A 19137-nucleotide genomic window follows, 5' to 3' on the forward strand; every position below is an offset into this window, starting at 1 on the left:
CTTTGGATGGCAGGCGCCGCGACGTGGACGACTGCCTCGTATGGGCAGAAGCCCTCGATGCCGGTCGTTGGCTATCTCTGCCCGGAGTCACCCGAGCTCTTTGCCAGCCGACTTGAGGCTTTCCGGCAGGGACTGGCGGAAGCCGGCTTTGTCGAGGGTCGCAACGTGACGATCGACTTTCGCTGGGCCAACGGACAGTACTCCCGATTGCCCGCCTTGGCTGCCGAGCTGGTCGCCCGAAATGTAGCCGTGATCGTGGCGCCTGGAGGGGCGCCCGTGGCGCTGGCCGCGAAAGCCACGGGGACGACCAAGACCATCGTGTTCGAGATGGGCGGCGACCCCGTTCAGCTGCGCGTGGTGGACAGTCTGTCGCGGCCGGGCGGAAACATCACGGGAGTTTCGAGCCTGAGTGTCGATGTGTCGCCGAAGCGGCTTGAGTTGATGCGCGACCTGTTACCCGCAGCGACCAGATTGGCGGTTGTCGCCAATCCGACGAGTCCGACCGCAGAATCACAATTGCAGAAGCTTCACGCTGCTGCAGAAACCCTGCGGGTTCAACTGCAGATATTGAACGCAAGCAAGGAGGAGGAATTTGAATCCGTGTTCGCGGCGGTGGCGAAGGATGCGGCAAGCGGACTTGTGTTCACCTCCGACCCATATTTTGCATTTCGCAGTGCTCGGTTGGCGGCTCTCGCGATGAAATATCGCGCACCCGCGATCACGCAAACGCGAGACTTTCCCAAGGCTGGAGGTTTGATGAGCTATGGAGGAGACTTCATGCAGTCGCACCGGCGCGCGGGCATCTATGCCGGACGCGTTCTGTTGGGCGAGAAGCCTTCTGATCTTCCGGTTCAACTGGTCACAAAGGTGGAGCTCGTCGTCAACTTGACGGCAGCGAAACTGCTCGGCCATCCGTTCTCCGCCGCGGTCGTTGCCGGCGCAGATGAGGTGATCGAGTAAACCAGATTTCACCGATGGAGGCGCGCGTGGTTGCCGTCATGAAACGGCAGCCGGCCCACGCAACTCCACCGCGCGATCGGCGAAACGCGAGAGGTTCGCCATCATTCAGGGCTGGTCAGCTCGCGTCAGTTGCTTTCGGAAGAAGGCCAGTGCGCCACCGGCAGAAGCGGCCGTGTCGACTCGCATCCCAACAGGACAGATTCGTAGCGTCGTGAGGGCACCCTCATTGCTTACACAAACCTGACAGGAGTGCGGCCTGCTTCCCGATGCTTGCTCCTCGAACGTGTTCTGGCGCGCGAGATTTGCCGCCAACAATCTCATTGCGAGTGCGATACTTGTTTTCGATGGTGATACGTAATTTTTCGGTGTTCCCTTTGCCGAACCGCGGGGCTATCGGAATCCAGCAATCGGGCTGAAGTCGTGGCGGCGTCAGGTGTGCTTACCGCCGCCGTTCGACTTCACGGTACGGTATACCGGACTCAACCAGTCCCGACGGGAATTCAGCTTTCACCGAACACGGCGGCTCTCGATCCCTGATCGACATGCCAAGACGGCCGTTTCCCGTGGGGACTTGTCAATGAGTATGGCAATCGAGATCGTACAACTCCTGATTCAATCAGCCGACAGCTGGCTTTTCGAAGGCAGTCGTTCGGGTCTCAGCGATCGTGAGTGGATGGCCTTGCGCTTTCTCGCTCGCGCAAACAGATTTTCGCGGACGCCGACTGCTCTCGCCAGCTTTCTGGGTACGACCCGCAGCGTCGCATCGCAGATCGCCGCCGTGCTCCAGAACAAGGGACTGGTCGCCCGCAAACCCTCTGCCGATGATAAGCGCTCGATCACGCTCTGTATTACAGGAGACGGCGAAAGGTTTCTGGAGCGCGATCCGATCAACGCACTGCGCGATCAGATTGTGGCGCTCGAGGTCCCCGATCGATCGCGGCTGCGCGATACGCTCCGCCGCGTCCTGGTCGGCCTTGATGTCGCTCAGCGCCGTCACCATACCGACGTTTGCAGTCAATGCATGTTCCTGATCGAGAGCGGGGAGAGGAAGGAGCGTCAGTTCAAGTGCCGGCTCTTTCGGAAGTCCCTAGCACAGAAGGAGACGAGCCTGTTTTGCGCCTATTTCGAGGGGCAGACCTAAAAGAGGGCTTACGCGAACCTGACAGGGCAGGCGACCGGCCTGCCGGCTGCTTTTTCGCTGGCCGAGGCGCCCCGAATGCTGGAAAAAGGCGCAGACGCGGCGCGAGCCGCGTGATTACACCGGAACATCCGGCGGATATGCGATGCGGCTACTGATCGTCGAGGACAATGTCGAGCTGTCGCGGCTCGTGGCCGGCGGGCTGGCGGCGGCCGGCTATGAGAGCGACATTGTCGGCAGCGCGGCCGAGGCGCGGGAGGCGGTGAGCAGCGTAACCTACGCCGCGATGATCCTCGATCTCGGCCTGCCCGATGGCGATGGCCTGTCCGTGCTGCGCGAACTGCGGCGGCAGATGGAGCCGCTGCCGGTGCTGGTGCTGACCGCGCGCGGCGGCTTGCAGGACCGCGTCACCGGCCTGCGCAGCGGCGCTGACGACTATCTCGCCAAGCCGTTTGCGATGGAGGAACTGGTGGCGCGGCTCGAGGCGATCCTGCGCCGCCCCGGCCAGTTGCTCGGCCGCTCGCTGCGCCTCGCCAACCTCGTCTACGACACCGAGAGCCGGCAGATCTTCGTCGACGACCAGCCACGCATCATCTCCGCGCGCGAGACCTCGGTGCTGGAGATCCTGCTGCGCCGGCAGGGGCGGGTGGTGCCGAAGAAGAACGTCGAGGACCACATTTTCGGACTCGAAGGCGAGGTCGCCTCCAACGCGGTCGAGGTCTACGTGTCGCGGCTGCGCAAGCAGCTCGCCGAGCACGGCGCCAAGGTGGTGATCCACACCATCCGCGGGGTCGGCTATCTCATGGCCGAGGAGAAATAGCGTGTCCGCGGCCGGGGCGCACGCCAGGAGCTACGCGAGATCGCCGACGTTCAGATCGCTGATCTGGCGCATCGTGTTCCTGCACATCGTCGCGGTGGCCATGGTCGCGATCTTCCTGCCGCTGGTGCTGTTCTGGCTGCTCAATTCCGAGATCGACCAGCTGCACCGCGACGCCATGCGCGCCCAGGCCGAGGTGCTGGCCGAGCGCATCGTCGTCCAGCCGGACGGCTCGTTGACGTTCAACCTGCCTGACAGCCTCAAGGGCCTCTATTCGGAGGCCTACGGCCGCTACCAGTACGAGATCCGCGATGCCGAGGGTCATCTGTTGTTCACCTCGCGCCGAAAACCAGGCGCCGCGCCGCCGGCTCCGCCGCGCTTGTCCGACACGATCTCCGGTGCCGGCGTCACCCGGATCATCGACGGCAGGACGATGCGCATCCAGGTCGCCGAGGATCTGGCACATCGTGACGTCATCATCGACGACATCGTCTCGAACTTCTTCCGGCGCGTGGGATGGATCACCATCCCGACCCTGCTGATCCTGCTCGCCACCGACATCATCATCTTCCGCCGCGCGATCGCGCCGCTGTGGAAGGCGTCCGAGGAAGCCAGCAATATCGGCCCGGCGCGCACCGACATCCGCCTGCCGACCGAGCAGATCCCGCGCGAGATCATGCCGCTCGTCACCGCGGTCAACCAGGCGCTCGATCGCCTCGAGGACGGCTTTCGGGTGCAGCGGCAGTTCACGGCCGACGCGGCCCACCAACTGCGCACGCCGCTCACGATCCTGCGCGCGCGGATCGAGACGCTTGGCGACGGCGCGGCACGGCAGGCGCTGCATGCCGACATCGAAGCCATGAGCCGCATCGTCGCCCAGCTGCTGGAGATCGCCGAACTCGACACCCTGGTGCTCGATCCCGGCGAGACCGCGGACTTGCGCGCCGTCTGCGCCGAGGTGGTCGGCTCGATCGCGCCGTTCGCGATCGCACAGCACAAGGACATCGCGCTGAAGGGCGCCGACGCACCGGTGCTGATCCACGGCAATTCGGAGATGCTTCAGCGCGCGATCTTCAACCTCGCCGAAAACGCCATCAAGTTCACGGCGAGGGACACCTCCGTCGAGGTCGAGGTGGGCGAGGTCGGCTCAGTGAGGGTGCGCGATCGCGGCCCGGGCATCGCAGACGCCGAGCGCGAGCTGATCTTCCAGCGTTTCTGGCGCCGCGACCGCCAGCGCAGCGACGGCGCGGGCCTGGGCCTCTCGATCGTGCGCGCGGTGGCGGACGATCATGCGGCAACGGTCGCGGTGGAGAACCTCCCCGGCGGCGGCGCGGAGTTCACGCTGCGGTTCAGCTTGGCGGAAAATGTCGTTGAGAGGAATCGACGCGGCACAGACGCTGCACCCTCTCCCCTTGCGGGAGAGGGTGGCTCGCCGCGATAGCGGCGAGACGGGTGAGGGGTCTCGCTCCGCGAGTCGTCTCTTGCAGGCGAACACGCGGAGGCAGACCCCTCATCCGGCGCCGTAGCCGAAGCTTCGCTTCGGCGTTCTTGAGAACGGCGGCCGTAGGCCGCCTATGCCACCTTCTCGCGCAAGGGGAGAAGGAAGAAAAGGTGCCGCGTCCGCTACTTCTGCGGCGGTCCGAGATCCAGCGGCGGCAGCTCGATCTGCGGCACCTCGATCTTGATCGTGCTGGGATCGATGTTGGTCTGGACGCCCTTGTAGTGCATCACCATCGCGGGGAATGCGATGACCAGGCCCACCATGATGATCTGGATGACGACGAAGGGTACCGCACCCCAATAGATCTGGCCCGTGGTGACGGGGTCCATCCTCTTGCCGGTGACGCGATCGGTGTATCGTTCCTTCGGCGCGACCGATCGGAGATAGAACAGCGCGAAGCCGAACGGCGGATGCATGAACGAGGTCTGCATGTTGACGCCGAGAATGACGCCGAACCAGATCAGGTCGATGCCGAGGTGCTCGGCGGCAGGTCCGAGCAGCGGGATCACGATGAAGGCCAGCTCGAAGAAGTCGAGGAAGAAGGCCAGCACGAAAACGAACGCGTTGACGAAGATCAGGAAGCCGATCTGGCCGCCGGGCAGGGAGGTCAAGAGGTGCTCGACCCAGACGTGGCCGTTGACGCCGTAGAAGGTGAGCGAGAACACGCGGGCGCCGACCAGGATGAACACGACGAATGCCGACAGCTTGGCGGTCGATTCGGCGGCTTGCCGGATCAGGTCCCAGCTCAGCCGCCGCTTCGCGGCACCGAGGATGAGGGCGCCGGCGGCACCCATCGCGCCGCCTTCGGTCGGGGTCGCGATACCGATGAAGATCGTGCCCAGCACCAGGAAGATCAGGAACAGCGGCGGCACCATGACGAAGGTGGTCTGCTGCGCCATCTTGGAGAGGAAGCGGAAGCCGGTCAGCTTGTCGACGACCCAGTTCAAGACGGCGACGGCGAACGCGAAGATGATGCCGTAGAACATGCTGAGCACGACGTAATCGGCGCCATGCACGCTCGAATTGCGCATCATGAACCATCCGAACACGCCGCTCGCGAGGAACAGAATACCGAGCGAGCCGAGGCCGCGGCTGCCACCCTCCTCGCGGAAGCCGATGGCCTCCTTCGGCAGGCCCGGCGTGGCCTTCGGGAAGATCATGCTGACGAGGAAAGCGTAGCCGGCGTAGAGGCCGGCGAGCACGAGGCCCGGGATGAAGGCGCCCTCGTACATGTCGCCGACGGACTTGCCGAGCTGGTCGGCCATCACGATCAGGACGAGCGACGGCGGAATGATCTGGGCCAGCGTGCCGGATGCGGCGATGACGCCCGCTGCCACCCGGCGGTCATAGCCGTAGCGCAGCATGATCGGCAGCGAGATCAGACCCATCGAGATCACGGACGCGGCGACCACGCCCGTCGTCGCGGCGAGCAGCGCGCCGACGAAGATCACCGCATAGGCAAGGCCGCCACGGATGGTGCCGAACAGTTGCCCGATGGTATCGAGCAGATCCTCGGCCATGCCGGAACGCTCGAGGACCAATCCCATGAAGGTGAAGAACGGAATGGCGAGCAGCGTGTCGTTGTTCATCACGCCATAGACCCGCTCCGGAAGGGCCTGAAGGAAGTCCGGGCGGAATTCGCCGAGCTGGATGCCGACCACGGCGAAGAACAGGCCGACGGCGCCGAGCGAGAATGCCGCGGGATAGCCGAGCAGCAGCATGACGACCAGCGACGCGAACATGATGGGCGCCATATTGGCGATGATGAATGCGGTCATGATTCCCCCCTAAACCGTCGCCAACCGCTACTTCTTCTCGATCGCTTCGACGAGATGCTCGACTTCCGCCTCGAGCGCCGACACCTGGGATTCATGCGGGTCCGGCATCAATCCGCGCATCACCGCAATTCGCTTGATCAGCTCGGAGATGCCTTGAACGAGCAGGAAAGCGAACCCGATCATGATCAGGGACTTGGCGGGCCATTGCGGCAGACCGCCGGCATTGCCGGACTGCTCGTTGATCTGGAACGAGCGCAGGAAGAACGGCACTCCGGTGATGATCATGACGATGCACAGCGGAATGAGGAAGAACAGGTGACCGACCACGTCGATCACGTTGCGGGCCGTCTTCGGCAGCGCGTTGTTCACGATGTCGATGCGGATGTGCTCGTTATCGAGCAGCGTCCAGGGCGAGCAGAGCAGGAAGACGATGCTGAAAAGCACCCATTGCAGCTCGAGCCACGAATTGGAGGAGGTGTCGAAGGTCTTGCGGACGATCGCGTTGACCGCCGAGATGATGACGGCGAGCAGGATCAGCCACGCCAGGCGCTTGCCTGTCCAGCGTGTGAACGCGTCAATTCCACTGCTCAGCTTCAGGAGCGCTTGCAACGATAGGTCCTCCCCCGATTTCACCCCAGCCGTCTTGACTGCGCCGACGCGGCGCGCGGCTTGTTTCGCCGCAACGGCTTGAGGCAGCAGGCACCAAACCAGCGGCCGTGCCGCCAGTCAATTGGAAGTTTGTTGATAGTTCAGGGGAATAACGCCCGCGCCGGTGAGGGACTACCCGCCGGTGACGCTCATATGCCGGGAGACGCTGGGGCGGTCGTGGCGGCGGTCGATGATGAAATCATGGCCCTTGGGTTTCAGCCCAATGGCGCGGTCGATCGCATCCGCAAGAAGCGTATCCTCGTTCGATGCACGCAGAGGTTTGCGTAGATCGGAGGCATCCTCGTGCCCGAGGCAGGTGTGCAGCGTGCCGGTGCAGGTGATGCGCACCCGGTTGCAGGACTCGCAGAAATTGTGGGTCATCGGCGTGATGAAGCCGAGCTTGCCGCCGGTCTCGGCGACGCTGACATAGCGCGCCGGGCCGCCGGTGCTCTCGGCCAGATCCGTCAGCGTGAATTGCTGGGCGAGGCGCGCGCGCACCAGCGACAGCGGCAAATACTGGTCGATCCGGCCCGAGCCGATCTCGCCCATCGGCATCACCTCGATCAGCGTCAGCCCCATGCCCTTGCCATGGGCCCAGCGCATCAGATCGGGAAGCTCGTCCTCGTTGAGATTCTTCAGGGCCACCGCATTGATCTTCACGGCGAGCCCCGCGGCACGCGCCGCCTCGATGCCTTCCAGCACCTTGTCGATCTCGCCCCAGCGCGTGATCTCGCGAAACTTCTTGGGATCGAGCGTGTCGAGCGAGACGTTGATACGGCGCACGCCGCAATCGGCAAGCTCGCTTGCGTGTTTCGCAAGCTGGGTGCCGTTGGTGGTCAGCGTCAGCTCGCTGAGGGCGCCGCTCGACAGGTGCCGTGACAGGGAGCGCACCAGCGTCATGACGTTGCGGCGGACCAGCGGCTCGCCGCCGGTGAGCCGCAGCTTCTTCACGCCCTTGGCGATGAAGGCCGAGCAGAGCCGGTCGAGTTCCTCCAGTGTGAGCAGGTCGGCCTTGGGCAGGAACGTCATGTCTTCCGACATGCAGTAGAAGCAGCGCAGGTCGCAGCGATCGGTGACGGACACGCGCAAATAGCTGATGGTCCGCCCGAATGGATCGGTCATCGGGCTCGACAGCGCGGCGAGAGGGCTCGCTGTTGCGAGGGGGCTCGCGGAAGATCCGTTCATGCGTAACTGCCTTGTCACTTACGGCGACGGGCGCACCTTTGCTTCAACGGTGCTCCGAAAGCAATCTAAGCATCGGATCGCGCAAGGACAATCGGGTGGTGTACGTAGATCAGCGCTTTCCCGCGCCCGGATCGGGGAACGGCGAGGCCGGTGCGGCCTCGGCCGGCGCAGCGGCATGCGCGGCCGGTTTCGGCTTGTTCGGCCGGTGCGGCTTGCGGACCGGTTTCGGCGGCGTGGCCGGCTGGAGCTCCGCGAAGACCGGATTCGGATCGGTCGTCACCGAGGCGGGCGTGGTGAAATCGCCGGGATTCTTGATCACGTTCACAGGCACGCTGGCCGGTTGGAACTTGGCCAGGGCGAAAGCCACCGTGAAGGGGGCCTCGGGAGCCGGAACGGAAACGGAGCAGGGGGTCTTGCAGCCCGGCCCGAGCGAGGTCGTGGCGTCGGCACCCGGAGGGTTGGATTCGAGCCGGACCTGGACGGTCGGCGGGTCCGACTTGAACATGTCCCAAGACATCGAGGAGCAGCCACCAAGGCTCGCTCCCGCTAGCGCAATCGCGATGACACGACGCATGACCATCCACTCTACTGCGACGAACCGCCACATTCCCCGCGACGGACCTTAGGAGGGTCGTTTGGGGCAGGCAACCGACGGCCGGTGCATAGTCAATAGATGGTTAACGCAGGGCGCCGAAAAATAGCGAAGTAATATCAGCGTCTTGATTGTCGCTTAGGCCGTCATCAGGCTGTGGGCCGCGGCCGGCAGGTCGCGCATGTGATGGATCAGCCGGTCCGGCTTGAGCTCGGCGATCGGTACGTCCGTATAGCCGAAGCTGACCCCGATCACGGGAACTCCGGCCCGCCTGGCCACGCCGACATCGGTTCCGGCATCGCCGACCATGATGCTGGCCTTTACCTCTCCACCCGCGCGCGCCACGGTCTCGCGAAAGATGGTCGGGTCGGGCTTCTGGACGCCAAAAGTGTCCGCGCCGCAGATCGCCGCGAAGCGGCGGCTGAGGTCGAGCTGGTCCAGAAGCCGCTTGGAGAGCCATTCCAGCTTGTTCGTGCAGACCGCGAGGCGGTGGCCCTGGGCGGCAAAATGGTCGAGTGCGGCCTCGAGCCCCTCGAAGGGCCGGGATTCGACGGCAATGTGATCGGCGTAATAGACGATGAAATCCGCCGTCATCCGGTCCATGTCGGCGAGGCTGACGGTGCGGCCCTCGGCCTCCAGCCCGCGCTCGATCAGCTTGCGGGCGCCGGCGCCGATCATGTTGCGGGCCGAGGCCATCGGCACCGGCGGCAGGCCTTCGCGGTCGAGCACGTAATTCAGCGCGGTGATCAGGTCGGGCGCCGTATCCACAAGCGTGCCGTCGAGATCGAAGACGATGGTGTGAGGGGAATTCATGATCCCAGCGCTACCGACCCGGCCGTATCAGCGCAAGGGGCGATGCCATAAGATCGGCTTATAGGCCTGTTCCCGCGAGAAAAACGAGGCTACATAGGCCGCCGCAGCCGGCCGATGCCGGCGGCACATTCTCGATGCAGAGGCGGGCGCAAACGTGAACATGGACCAGTTGAAGCGGCAGGCTGCGGCGCGCGCGCTCGAGGAAGTGCGCGACGGCATGCAGCTCGGACTTGGCACGGGATCGACCGCCAAGCATTTCGTCGAGCTGCTCGGCGAGCGCGTGCGCGCCGGGCTCAAGATCATCGGCGTGCCGACCTCGGAAGCAACGCGTGACGACGCGATGCGCTGCGGTGTGCCGCTGACCACGCTGGACGAGATCGACCATCTCGACATCACCGTCGACGGCGCCGATGAGATCGACCCCGCGCTCAACCTGATCAAGGGCGGCGGCGGTGCGCTGCTGCGCGAGAAGATCGTGGCCGCGGCCTCGGACCGAATGATCGTGATTGCCGACGACACCAAATGGGTGCCGACGCTCGGCCGCTTTCCGCTGCCGGTCGAGGTGATCCCGTTCGGGCTCGGGGCGACGCGCCGGGCGATCGAGAAGGCGTTTGCCGAATGCGGCGTTTCCGGGCAAATGGCGGTCCGCAAGACCAAGGATGGCCACGTTTTCGTCACTGACGGCGGCCACTGGATCGTCGACGCCCAGCTCGGACGTATTGTGGATCCACCCGGTCTCGCCAAGGCACTGAGCACGATTCCCGGCGTGGTCGAGCATGGGTTGTTCATCGGCTTGGCCAGCTCGGCAGTTCTGGCGGGTGGCGAGGGAATCCGCGTGATTGAACGGCGTGAGCCGAAAGGAGACTAGGAATGAAGAGTGTTTTGAAGTTCTTGCCGGCCGCGACCCTCGCTGTGGGACTGGCGCTTTCGGCCGCCCCGGCCGTTGCGCAGCAGGCGGCGCCGGCCTCCAAGGCTTCGGCTGCGGCGGTGGCGTCGGCCAAGGAAATCCTGACCTTGAAGAACGCCACCTCGATGTACGCCAACGCGGTGCCCGGCATGGTCGAGAAGGTCAAGGCTACGCTGATCGGACAGAACCTCAACTACCAGAAGGACCTCAACGAGCTGGCGCCGGTCGTGGCGCAACAACTGGCCGGCCGCGAGAAGGAGATCGGCGAAGGCATGGCGCAGGCCTATGCCGCCCAGTTCACCGAGCAGGAGCTCAAGGATCTCGTAACATTTTACAAGTCGCCGCTGGGCCAGAAGCTGATCGCCGCCGAGCCTCGCGCGATCGACCAGAGCATGAGGGTCATGAATTCGTGGGCGCAGAGTTTCTCCGAAACCATTGCGAGCGCGTTTCGCGCCGAGATGAAGAAGCGTGGCAAGGAAATCTGACAGTACCTATCTGACAGGAAGTTCCTGAAAGAGAGAGGTCGGAGTGGACAATGGCTGAATTCGACGTCGACCTCTTTGTCATCGGTGGCGGTTCGGGCGGCGTGCGTGCCGCCCGCATCGCGGCCGGCTACGGCGCTCGCGTGACGATCGCGGAAGAGTACCGCATGGGCGGCACCTGCGTGATCCGCGGCTGCGTGCCGAAGAAGCTGTTCGTGATCGGCTCGCATGTCCGCCACGAGATCGAGGACGCCGCCGGCTTCGGCTGGACCATTCCGCAGGCGAGCTTCGCCTGGGCGACGCTCATCGCCAACAAGGACAAGGAGATCGCGCGGCTGGAGGCGGCCTACACGGCCAATGTCGAGAAATCCGGCGCGCAGGTCGTCAAGAGCCGTGCGGTGATCGAGGACAAGCACACCGTCCGCCTGCTCGAGAACGACAAGAAGATCAGCGCGAAATACATCCTGATCGCCACCGGCGGTGCGCCCAACCATGGCGCCGCGATTCCCGGCATCGAGCACGTGATCTCCTCCAACGAGGCGTTCCACCTGAAAAAGCTGCCGAAGCGGATCGTGATCCAGGGCGGCGGCTACATCGCGCTCGAATTCGCCGGCATCTTCGCCGGCTACGGCTCCGACGTCACCGTGATCTATCGCGGCGACAACATCCTGCGCGGCTTCGACGAGGACGTTCGCGCCCATGTTCGCAGCGAGATGGAGAAGCAGGGCATCACTATCCTCACGGGATGCACGGTGACCAAGGTCGATCGCCACGGCGAGGAGTTCACCACGCATCTGTCGAACGGATCGAGCCTCGCCTCCGACCAGGTGATGTTCGCGATCGGCCGCCACCCCAACGTCGCCAATCTTGGCCTCGAGAACGCCGGCGTCGCCATCAATCCGGGCAACGGCGGCATCGCGGTCGACCATTTCTCGAAGAGCTCGGTCGACAGCATCTACGCGATCGGCGACGTCACCCACCGCTTCAACCTGACGCCGGTGGCGATCCGCGAGGGCCACGCCTTCGCCGACACCGTGTTCGGCAAGCGCGAGGTCAGGGTCGATCACGCCAACATCCCGACCGCCGTGTTCTCGCAGCCGGAGGTCGGCACCGTCGGCCTGACCGAGACCGAGGCGCGCGCGCAATTCAGCCACGTCGACATCTACAAGACGAGTTTCCGTCCGATCAAGGCGACGATGTCGGGGCGCGACACCCGCGTGCTGATGAAGCTCGTCGTCGACGGCGCGACCGATCGCGTGCTCGGCTGCCATATCGTCGGCGATTGTGCCGCCGAGATCACCCAGGCGGTCGCGATCGCGGTGAAGATGAAGGCGACCAAGGCCGATTTCGATGCGACCATCGCGCTGCATCCGACCGCGGCCGAAGAGCTCGTCACCATGCGCACGCCGACCGCGCGCCACGTGCGCCAGGCGGCGGAGTAGGGCGCCGCTCAGCGTCCAGCCCTGCCGAATCCTGATGCCCGTGCATTGAACTTGCAGCCGCGCAGGCTGCCCGGATCAACTGAGACCGCTCACTCGAACGGTTGAAGGGCGGTCCGCCGCTCGGGCTTGCCGGACGGGCTGTCCGCCCACTTCGCCATTTCCACCGCTCGCGCGTCGATGCCTTCGCACCAGAGGCAGGTGAGCTCCGCGCGACCTCTGGCCGACAGCATCGGGACGAGCCCGTGGCCGCAGCCGGCGCAAGATGTGACGCGATTCATGCGTTTCTCCACGATCACCGAAATCAGGAACGACATTGTCGTTCCCCAAGCTTGCGCGGACGCTATGACGGCGCTTGCGCGCTGCGCCCGACTGGGGCGCTCGTTCCGGATAGCGTAGATGTAGCGATCCATCGTGACACGGCTGCGATGTCGTCCCCGTTTTCGCGATAGGCGCGAAGCTGGAATTCTGCGGAGCTGCCACGCTCCACGATGGTCCGGCAGTGCGTGACCTCGGCGGCGCAGTTCAGCGCATCTGTGTCCTCGGCGATGTCGTCGAGCACGCGCGAAAGCAGCTCGGAGATCGTGACCGGCCCGTCCTTCGAGGCGAAGATGCAGTCGGTGCCGTAGCGCTGGGCGCGCCATTTGTTCTCGACCGCAACCGCACGTTCGACGGCGGTGACCAGCTTCGAAAGGTGAGGGCGCAGATAGAGATGGCGCGTCAGGCAGCGATAGAGCGAGGCGATGGCGACAGCGTCGTCAACGAAGGTGCAGGTGTCAGGTGCGCGAAGTTCGAGCGTCGGGAGCCTCATCGAGGGGCGCATCGCCCACCAGATGTGGCTTTCATCGGGAAGCACGCCGGAGCGCTGCAAGGCGCCGACATAGTCGTCGTAGTCTTGCCTGGTCTCGAACAGTTCGGGCAGGCCGGTGCGCGGCAGCTCGGAATAGGCCGCCAGCCGGTAGCCTTTCAGGCCGGTCTTGTGCGAATTCCAGAACGGCGAGGAGGCCGACAGCGCGACGAACAGCGGCAGGTGCGGCAGCATCGCTCGCATCACCGCCATACGCTTCTCGGGATCGGGCAGCTGGACGTGCACATGCATCCCGCACATCATGTTGCGGTAGCCGATGCTGCGCAGATCCTCGATCATCTCCTCGTAACGCGGCTTCGGGCTCGGCTGCGACAGACGCCAGACCGCCGTCGGATGGGTGCCGCAGGCCATGATGACAAAGCCGTATTGCGCCGCGACGTTCGCGACTTCGCGGCGAAGGAAACGGAGCTCTTCGCGCGCGTCGTTGACGTCGACGTGAACGTTGGTGGCGACCTCGAGCTGGGATTGCAGCATCTCGCGCATGGCCTGGCCGCCGGTCGACCAGCTTGCCGATTCGAACAGTTCGTCGGGCGTCTGGATCGCGACCTCCAGGCTGCGGCGATCGGCGAGGAAGTATTCCTCCTCGATGCCGAAGGAATATTCCGCCGCCTTGCCGCCTCCCCCCGCCGAGCGGATGACGAGGTGCTGCCTGTCGTCGGAGGGATCCAGCCGCAGCAGTTTCAAGACGTCTGTAGACAATGTCATCGTGCCACCCGGCCGAGGTGGTAGCTGCGGGCGATAATCCTTCTGGCGGGAACGGGTTCCGCGTTGCACTTACCGGAAATTGCAACAGCGAACGGAACAATCTTCCCGCTTTCGGGCGTACGTGCGATCAGCGCGCGATGTCGGATGGGTCTCGGGGACACAACAAGCGTTTCGTCCCAATGTTCCGCTTGGAGCGCGTGAGCCCTCAGCCAAAACGACCGGTGATGAATCGTTCGGTCTGCCGCTCCTTCGGGTTGACGCAGATGTCCTTCACCGTCCCGAACTCGACCAACTCGCCGAGGTACATGAAGTCGGCGAAATCCGATACCCGTGCGGCCTGCTGGAGGTTGTGGGTCACGATGACGATCGCATAGTCGTTCTTGAGTTCGTCGATCGTCTGCTCGATCTTGATGCCGATCAATCGGCGCGGCGATTTCAGCGCATCCGCGGTGGCGGAAGGCGACGTGCTGCATCATAAAATTGTCACGGACGGCATGCTCCGCTGCCATGGTGCATGCAGGTGTTGCCTAGGGCAAGCCGATAGCCATGCTTCAGATCGGAACCGGGATCATGGGCGCGACCTCTCGATCATGCACATTGTCGCTTGCCGCGAGCCCGGCTGCAACGCCGACACGGTCGGCCTCGGGCCGGTTCTGGCTCATCTTGCGCTTGCCCTCGAACCGGACGACGGGAATGCGCACGCCCACGATCCCGCGCAGTTGCGCGGCGATGAAGTCGGCGGGGGCGTCAGTGACGGCCCACGGTTTTGTGCGCGCGCCCTCGTGCCTGTTCGTTAGCCGTGTCACGGCGTCGAGCAGGCGCTCCGGCTCCTGGAAGAACTCCACCGGGCCGTAGGCATGCACGGCGACGTAATTCCAGGTTGGCACGACCTTGCCGGTCTCCTGCTTGGTCGCGTACCAGGACGGCGTCACATAGACGTCGGGACCGCTGAAGATCGCGAGCGCATTTCCGATCGGTGGCAGCTTCCATTGCGAATTGGCCCTCGCCAGATGCCCGTACAGGACCCCATGCTCGCCTTCGCTCTCGTCGAGGAATAGCGGCAGGGGCGTGGCGACCGGGCCCTCGACGGTGGCCGTGACTAGGTTTGCGAGGCGGGCACCATGGATGGTCGCGCGTATGCTCTCGATGTCGTCGTCCTTGAAGGCGGGGGGAATGTACATGGCGTATCTCCGTTCTCGACCCGGAAATAGCTAGAATCTGGCCTGTCATAAACGTCCAGTTTTTGATGATTTTGTCAGTCCAGTTCGGCGACCGTCTGCGCCAGAAGCTTGCAACCCCGTTCGATTTGAGCAACCTCCAGCGCCGAATAGCCCATGACGAGGCCGACCGCCTTTTGCGCCCGGCGAGCGCCGACGAGCAGCGCGGAGACGGGGTAGATGCCGACGCCCTTTGCGCGGGCGGCCTTGATCAAGGCGTCCTCGCGCCTCGGCGGCAGACCGTCGAACCATGCCACCACATGCAGGCCGGCGGCGGTGCCCTCGACCCGGACGCGATCTCCGAGCCGGCGGCGAAGCGCGTTGAGCAGCGCCTGCTGGCGTACGGCGTTGCGCCGGCGCACGCGCCTGACATGGCTGTCATAGGCGCCGCTTTCGAGCATCGCGGCGAGGGCGTCCTGTTCGATCAGTGGCGTGTGCCGGTCCATGATCTGCTTGGCGGCGGCGAACAGGGATCGCAGGGCGGCGGGAACGACCAGATATCCGATCCGCAAGGTTGGGGAGAGCGTCTTGGAGACGGTGCCGAGATAGATCACGTTCTCGCTGCCCTCCAGCGCATGCAGCGGCGGGATCGGCTTGGTGTCGTAGCGATACTCGCTGTCGTAATCGTCCTCGATCACGTAGGCATCGACCTTCCGCGCCCAGGCAAGCAAGTCGTGTCGGCGTCCGATCGGCATGACGCCGCCGAGCGGATATTGATGTGACGGTGTGACATAGGCGAGGCGGGCTTCGACCCCGTCGAGCCGCGCCGTCTCCAGCCCATCCGCGTCCACGGGAATCGGCACGGTCTCGGCGCCCGTCGCCGCAAAAGTGTGCCGCGCCATTTGGTAGCCGGGATCCTCCATCACGAAGCGATCACCAGCATCGAGCAGCAGGCGTGCGCAGATGTCGAGGCCTTGTTGTGAGCCGTTCACGACGACGATCTGCTCGACCTCGCAGCGGACGCCGCGGGATCGCCAGAGATGACCCTGAAGCGCGGTCCGCAGCCGCAGTGCGCCGCAGGGATCGTCATAGGCGAGCCGCTCGGGCTTGCGCGTCATGGCCGCGGTGACGGCCTTCTTCCATGCCAGCACGGGGAAGTCCGACGGCGAGAGCTCGCCGTAGCGGAAGTTCGCAACGAGCCCGCGCGACGGCTCGATCCAGCGCGGAGGGTCCTGATGCAGCCGCTCGCCGAATTGCGACAGCCGCGGCTTGCGCGCCAACGGACGCGGTGCGGCGCGCATGCGTCCGCGCTCGACGACGGCGCGGGCAACGCGCGGTCTCGCGCCATGGCGGGTCTCGATAAAACCTTCAGCGGCAAGCTGCTCGTAGGCGACGGTTACGGTCGACCGTGCCACGCCCATCTCGCCGGCAAGCGCCCGCGAGGACGGCAGCAGTCCGTCGATCCCGTACACCCGCGCCAGAATCTGATCGCGTAGCGCCTCGTAGATCTGGCGCGCGCCCATGCGGCCGGGATTGGTTTTCATCCGGGCCATCCAGCCTTCAGGAAGGGTCAGTGCGGAGGTTGTATATCTCGGCGATCGTCATTGCGAGCGCAGCGAAGCAATCCAGAGTCTTCCCGCGGAGGGATTCTGGATTGCTTCGCTGCGCTCGCAATGACGGGGCTGATGCAGCGGAAACCGAAACGACGGACTTGAGTTCTGGCCCTGCGGAGCAGCGTTGCACGCGGCAGCGCGTCCGGGGCATGTGCACAACCGCTTAACCAAATCCGCTGACATGGAACCCGATGCGGCGGCTGGTCGCAGTGGTATCGCCTTGATTCCGACGGGCCCATCTTTATTTCTGGCAGGAACAAGAATCCGGGCCCCTCTGACGAGGACGCCGACATATGTCGGTAAACCTCGTGATGTCGGATGACCTGTCCCGCGCGAATGCGATGGATCGGCCGATTGTCGGGCCTTTTGTTAAGTTTCTCCGACCATTCGTCCCCATCGTAGCTCCGTGCGGCATCTCGCAAGACCAAGGGAGCAACGATGTCTGACGCCAAGCATTCAAATCCAGTCGAGATCGAGATCGCCGAGCCGTCCAGCCTGAACGAGCAGGCTGCGGCGGCGCTGGTCATTGCCGGCGCGCTCGTCGCCGTGGCCGACCGGCGCGTCTCGCCGGTCGAGCGCGACGAGGTGATCCGCTTCATCCGCGATCGCGGATTGGCGCCGCATATCGACGACGAAAGGTTGCTTGCCATGTTCGACGCACTCGCCGAACGGCTGGAGGAGCCGGATTTCGCCAACGTGGTGATCGAGACGCTGCGGCCAGTGGCGGACCTGTCACTCTCGGCTCACCTCGTGGAACTGTCGGAGCGCGTCGCGGCTGCCGACGAGGATGTGGATCCCCACGAGGTGCAGGCGATCAAGCTGTTGCGCCTGCTGACGCTGACGCTGCCGCGTGCAAAGCAGGTCGCGCCGGGCGCTGTGCGCGCCGACCGGCGCACCGCCGCCGAGGAGTGAACATGAGCACAGCAGCGGACGAGCGCGCGACAGGGACCGACGGTGCCACCGGCCAGATGGCCGGTGGCGACCCGCGCCTCGACAAGCTCGTCAATCGCCTGCCGCCGCGCATGGGCGACTCCGTCACCTATCTGCTCAAGCCGTCCAGCCGCTGGGTGAGGATCCCCTCGGGTGCGCTGCTCGTCGTCGGCGGCGTGTTCTCCTTCCTGCCTGTGCTCGGCGTCTGGATGCTGCCGCTCGGCCTCGCGCTGCTTGCCGAAGACGTGCGACCGCTGCGCTCCTCGCGTTCGAAGGTCCTGGATTGGGTCGAGCGGAAGAAGCCGCATTGGCTCGATCCGTCCGCATCGAAAAATGATCGATCATGACTGAACTCATCACCACGGACGCGCTGGCCACGCTGCTCCAGGTCGTACTGATCGACCTCGTGCTCGCCGGCGACAACGCCGTCGTCATCGGCCTTGCCGCGGCGGGGCTGCCGGCCGGGCAGCGCCGGCGCGCCATCATCGTCGGCATCATCGCCGCCACTGCACTCCGCATCATCTTTGCCGGCGTTGCGACCCAGCTCCTGCAAGTGATCGGCCTCCTGCTCGCGGGCGGCGTGCTGCTGCTCTGGGTCTGCTGGAAGATGTGGCGCGAGCTGCGCGAGCACTCCGCGCATTCGAACCAGCTCGCCTTCAGCCATGGCGGCGGCGCGGGTGCAGCGCCGGTGCAGCGAAAGACATTCGGCCAGGCCGCGGTGCAGATCGTCGCCGCCGACGTCTCGATGTCACTCGACAACGTGCTCGCGGTCGCGGGCGCCGCGCGCGAGCATCCCTACATCCTCGCCTTCGGCCTGCTGTTGTCGGTCGCGATGATGGGCGTTGCCGCAGATTTGCTTGGCCGCGTGCTCCAGAAACAACGCTGGATCGCCTATGTCGGCCTCGCCATCATCGTTTACGTCGCCTTCGAGATGATCTATCGGGGCTCGCTGGAACTCGCGCCGGTCATCGCGAGTCTCTGAGGCAGCCTTAATATCCGCATTCCGGAGTGATCCATGACGTCTCAATCCAAAGCACCTTCGGCGCAGGCCGCGCCGGCGCCGCAGATCGGCCCGTTTGCCCAGCTCATCTTTGGCTCGCGCTGGTTGCAAGTGCCGCTCTATGTCGGCCTCATCGTCGCGCAGGCCGTCTATGTGCTCTTGTTCCTGAAGGAGCTCTACCATCTGGTCGCGCACTCGTTCGACGCCAGCGAGCAGCAGATCATGCTGGTCGTGCTCGGGTTGATCGACGTCGTCATGATCTCGAACCTGCTGGTGATGGTGATCGTCGGCGGCTACGAAACCTTCGTCTCCCGGCTGAACCTGACCGGTCATCCCGACGAGCCGGAATGGCTCAGTCACGTCAACGCCAGCGTGCTGAAGATCAAGCTTGCGATGGCGATCATCGGCATCTCCTCGATCTCGCTGCTCAGGACCTTCATCGAGGCCGGCAATCTCGGCACGTCGCGCAGCAATTTCACCGAGAGTGGCGTGATGTGGCAGGTGCTGATCCACCTGACCTTCATCATCTCGGCGATCGGCATCGCCTGGGTCGACCGTCTCAGCGAGAGCGGCCACCGCAAGGCGGCCGGCCACGGCTGAGTGC

The 19137-nt window shown here is 64.6% G+C and carries 20 protein-coding genes and 1 pseudogene; 11 read left to right on the forward strand and 10 right to left on the reverse strand.

Going from position 1 to position 19137, the window contains the following annotated elements:
- Positions 1–6: 6 nt before the first annotated feature.
- The 4 genes from GPL20_RS23955 to GPL20_RS23970 all read left to right on the forward strand — a co-directional run bounded on the left by GPL20_RS23955 (position 7) and on the right by GPL20_RS23970 (position 4356).
- Positions 7–960 (forward strand): ABC transporter substrate-binding protein, encoded by a 954-nt coding sequence (locus GPL20_RS23955; RefSeq protein WP_157332190.1) that lies wholly within the window; start codon positions 7–9, stop codon positions 958–960.
- A 577-nt stretch (positions 961–1537) separates the two neighbouring features.
- Entirely contained in the window at positions 1538–2101 is a 564-nt protein-coding gene (locus tag GPL20_RS23960; RefSeq protein ID WP_157332192.1) for a MarR family winged helix-turn-helix transcriptional regulator, read from the forward strand.
- Positions 2102–2243: 142 nt separating this feature from the next.
- Positions 2244–2918, forward strand: coding sequence for a response regulator transcription factor (locus GPL20_RS23965; protein WP_157332194.1), 675 nt, complete (start codon positions 2244–2246; stop codon positions 2916–2918).
- Position 2919: 1 nt separating this feature from the next.
- Positions 2920–4356 carry a sensor histidine kinase gene (locus GPL20_RS23970; protein ID WP_254125121.1) on the forward strand — a complete coding sequence of 479 codons (1437 nt, stop codon included), beginning with the start codon at positions 2920–2922 and terminating at the stop codon, positions 4354–4356.
- A gap of 182 nt (positions 4357–4538) precedes the next feature.
- On the opposite strand, the gene GPL20_RS23975 is transcribed toward GPL20_RS23970, so the two are convergent.
- From GPL20_RS23975 to GPL20_RS23995, 5 genes are all read right to left on the reverse strand, one after another.
- Complete coding sequence (locus tag GPL20_RS23975; RefSeq protein ID WP_157332196.1) at positions 4539–6194, reverse strand: TRAP transporter large permease; 1656 nt, start codon at positions 6192–6194, stop codon at positions 4539–4541.
- Positions 6195–6221: 27 nt separating this feature from the next.
- Complete coding sequence (locus GPL20_RS23980) at positions 6222–6803, reverse strand: TRAP transporter small permease subunit (protein WP_157332199.1); 582 nt, start codon at positions 6801–6803, stop codon at positions 6222–6224.
- A gap of 171 nt (positions 6804–6974) precedes the next feature.
- Positions 6975–8027: a GTP 3',8-cyclase MoaA gene (moaA, locus tag GPL20_RS23985; RefSeq protein ID WP_157332201.1), complete on the reverse strand. Its 1053-nt coding sequence runs from the start codon at positions 8025–8027 to the stop codon at positions 6975–6977.
- Between the two features lie 109 nt (positions 8028–8136).
- On the reverse strand, positions 8137–8601 hold the full coding sequence (locus tag GPL20_RS23990; protein ID WP_167533178.1) for a hypothetical protein: 465 nt from the start codon (positions 8599–8601) through the stop codon (positions 8137–8139).
- Positions 8602–8757: 156 nt separating this feature from the next.
- Positions 8758–9432 carry an HAD-IA family hydrolase gene (locus GPL20_RS23995; RefSeq protein WP_157332205.1) on the reverse strand — a complete coding sequence of 225 codons (675 nt, stop codon included), beginning with the start codon at positions 9430–9432 and terminating at the stop codon, positions 8758–8760.
- Positions 9433–9586: 154 nt separating this feature from the next.
- On the opposite strand from GPL20_RS23995, the gene rpiA reads away from it, so the two are divergent.
- The 3 genes from rpiA to gor are packed head-to-tail and all read left to right on the forward strand — an operon-like array spanning position 9587 to position 12263.
- The gene (gene rpiA, locus GPL20_RS24000; protein ID WP_254125119.1) at positions 9587–10300 is read left to right on the forward strand and encodes a ribose-5-phosphate isomerase RpiA; all 714 of its coding nucleotides are present in this window, start codon (positions 9587–9589) and stop codon (positions 10298–10300) included.
- 2 nt (positions 10301–10302) lie between these two features.
- Positions 10303–10824, forward strand: coding sequence for a DUF2059 domain-containing protein (locus tag GPL20_RS24005; RefSeq protein WP_157332209.1), 522 nt, complete (start codon positions 10303–10305; stop codon positions 10822–10824).
- A gap of 50 nt (positions 10825–10874) precedes the next feature.
- Complete coding sequence (gor, locus tag GPL20_RS24010) at positions 10875–12263, forward strand: glutathione-disulfide reductase (RefSeq protein WP_157332211.1); 1389 nt, start codon at positions 10875–10877, stop codon at positions 12261–12263.
- An 89-nt stretch (positions 12264–12352) separates the two neighbouring features.
- Here gor and GPL20_RS24015 read toward each other — a convergent pair whose 3' ends face one another.
- The 5 genes and pseudogenes from GPL20_RS24015 to pdxR form a co-directional block, all read right to left on the reverse strand.
- Positions 12353–12577: a hypothetical protein gene (locus tag GPL20_RS24015; RefSeq protein ID WP_246250876.1), complete on the reverse strand. Its 225-nt coding sequence runs from the start codon at positions 12575–12577 to the stop codon at positions 12353–12355.
- Between the two features lie 26 nt (positions 12578–12603).
- Positions 12604–13833 (reverse strand): carboxylate-amine ligase, encoded by a 1230-nt coding sequence (locus tag GPL20_RS24020; protein ID WP_157332213.1) that lies wholly within the window; start codon positions 13831–13833, stop codon positions 12604–12606.
- Positions 13834–14038: 205 nt separating this feature from the next.
- Positions 14039–14242, reverse strand: a pseudogene (locus GPL20_RS24025) (phosphate ABC transporter ATP-binding protein); the annotation flags it as partial.
- 142 nt (positions 14243–14384) lie between these two features.
- A complete protein-coding gene (locus tag GPL20_RS24030) occupies positions 14385–15014 on the reverse strand; it encodes an FMN-binding negative transcriptional regulator (protein ID WP_157332217.1) in 630 nt (209 codons plus the stop codon).
- Positions 15015–15088: 74 nt separating this feature from the next.
- Entirely contained in the window at positions 15089–16543 is a 1455-nt protein-coding gene (pdxR, locus tag GPL20_RS24035) for a MocR-like pyridoxine biosynthesis transcription factor PdxR (RefSeq protein ID WP_430641849.1), read from the reverse strand.
- 498 nt (positions 16544–17041) lie between these two features.
- Between pdxR and GPL20_RS24040 the strand changes: the two genes are divergently transcribed.
- Genes GPL20_RS24040 through GPL20_RS24055 form a run of 4 tightly spaced genes read left to right on the forward strand, consistent with a single transcriptional unit; the run spans position 17042 to position 19133 of the window.
- Positions 17042–17515 carry a TerB family tellurite resistance protein gene (locus GPL20_RS24040; protein WP_157332221.1) on the forward strand — a complete coding sequence of 158 codons (474 nt, stop codon included), beginning with the start codon at positions 17042–17044 and terminating at the stop codon, positions 17513–17515.
- A gap of 2 nt (positions 17516–17517) precedes the next feature.
- A complete protein-coding gene (locus GPL20_RS24045; RefSeq protein WP_157332223.1) occupies positions 17518–17880 on the forward strand; it encodes a hypothetical protein in 363 nt (120 codons plus the stop codon).
- Positions 17877–18515, forward strand: coding sequence for a TerC family protein (locus tag GPL20_RS24050; protein ID WP_157332225.1), 639 nt, complete (start codon positions 17877–17879; stop codon positions 18513–18515). Before GPL20_RS24045 ends, GPL20_RS24050 begins: the two co-directional genes overlap by 4 nt.
- Positions 18516–18548: 33 nt before the next feature.
- Positions 18549–19133 (forward strand): TIGR00645 family protein, encoded by a 585-nt coding sequence (locus GPL20_RS24055; protein ID WP_157332227.1) that lies wholly within the window; start codon positions 18549–18551, stop codon positions 19131–19133.
- Positions 19134–19137 lie beyond the last annotated feature (4 nt).

The organism is Bradyrhizobium cajani (genome assembly GCF_009759665.1).
GTDB classification, from domain to species: Bacteria; Pseudomonadota; Alphaproteobacteria; order Rhizobiales; family Xanthobacteraceae; genus Bradyrhizobium; species Bradyrhizobium cajani.

What these genes read in the sequence shown, in the direction of transcription:
- GPL20_RS24045 (WP_157332223.1), top strand. Translation starts at nt 17,518, where the DNA reads ATGAGCACAGCAGCGGACGAGCGCGCGACAGGGACCGACGGTGCCACC.
- GPL20_RS24005 (WP_157332209.1), top strand. Translation starts at nt 10,303, where the DNA reads ATGAAGAGTGTTTTGAAGTTCTTGCCGGCCGCGACCCTCGCTGTGGGA.
- GPL20_RS23995 (WP_157332205.1), bottom strand. Translation starts at nt 9,432, where the DNA reads ATGAATTCCCCTCACACCATCGTCTTCGATCTCGACGGCACGCTTGTG.
- GPL20_RS24055 (WP_157332227.1), top strand. Translation starts at nt 18,549, where the DNA reads ATGACGTCTCAATCCAAAGCACCTTCGGCGCAGGCCGCGCCGGCGCCG.
- moaA (WP_157332201.1), bottom strand. Translation starts at nt 8,027, where the DNA reads ATGAACGGATCTTCCGCGAGCCCCCTCGCAACAGCGAGCCCTCTCGCC.
- GPL20_RS24015 (WP_246250876.1), bottom strand. Translation starts at nt 12,577, where the DNA reads ATGTCGTTCCTGATTTCGGTGATCGTGGAGAAACGCATGAATCGCGTC.
- GPL20_RS24020 (WP_157332213.1), bottom strand. Translation starts at nt 13,833, where the DNA reads ATGACATTGTCTACAGACGTCTTGAAACTGCTGCGGCTGGATCCCTCC.
- gor (WP_157332211.1), top strand. Translation starts at nt 10,875, where the DNA reads ATGGCTGAATTCGACGTCGACCTCTTTGTCATCGGTGGCGGTTCGGGC.
- pdxR (WP_430641849.1), bottom strand. Translation starts at nt 16,543, where the DNA reads ATGGCCCGGATGAAAACCAATCCCGGCCGCATGGGCGCGCGCCAGATC.
- GPL20_RS23990 (WP_167533178.1), bottom strand. Translation starts at nt 8,601, where the DNA reads ATGCGTCGTGTCATCGCGATTGCGCTAGCGGGAGCGAGCCTTGGTGGC.
- GPL20_RS23965 (WP_157332194.1), top strand. Translation starts at nt 2,244, where the DNA reads ATGCGGCTACTGATCGTCGAGGACAATGTCGAGCTGTCGCGGCTCGTG.
- GPL20_RS23955 (WP_157332190.1), top strand. Translation starts at nt 7, where the DNA reads ATGGCAGGCGCCGCGACGTGGACGACTGCCTCGTATGGGCAGAAGCCC.
- GPL20_RS23975 (WP_157332196.1), bottom strand. Translation starts at nt 6,194, where the DNA reads ATGACCGCATTCATCATCGCCAATATGGCGCCCATCATGTTCGCGTCG.
- GPL20_RS24040 (WP_157332221.1), top strand. Translation starts at nt 17,042, where the DNA reads ATGTCTGACGCCAAGCATTCAAATCCAGTCGAGATCGAGATCGCCGAG.
- GPL20_RS24050 (WP_157332225.1), top strand. Translation starts at nt 17,877, where the DNA reads ATGACTGAACTCATCACCACGGACGCGCTGGCCACGCTGCTCCAGGTC.
- GPL20_RS24030 (WP_157332217.1), bottom strand. Translation starts at nt 15,014, where the DNA reads ATGTACATTCCCCCCGCCTTCAAGGACGACGACATCGAGAGCATACGC.
- GPL20_RS23960 (WP_157332192.1), top strand. Translation starts at nt 1,538, where the DNA reads ATGAGTATGGCAATCGAGATCGTACAACTCCTGATTCAATCAGCCGAC.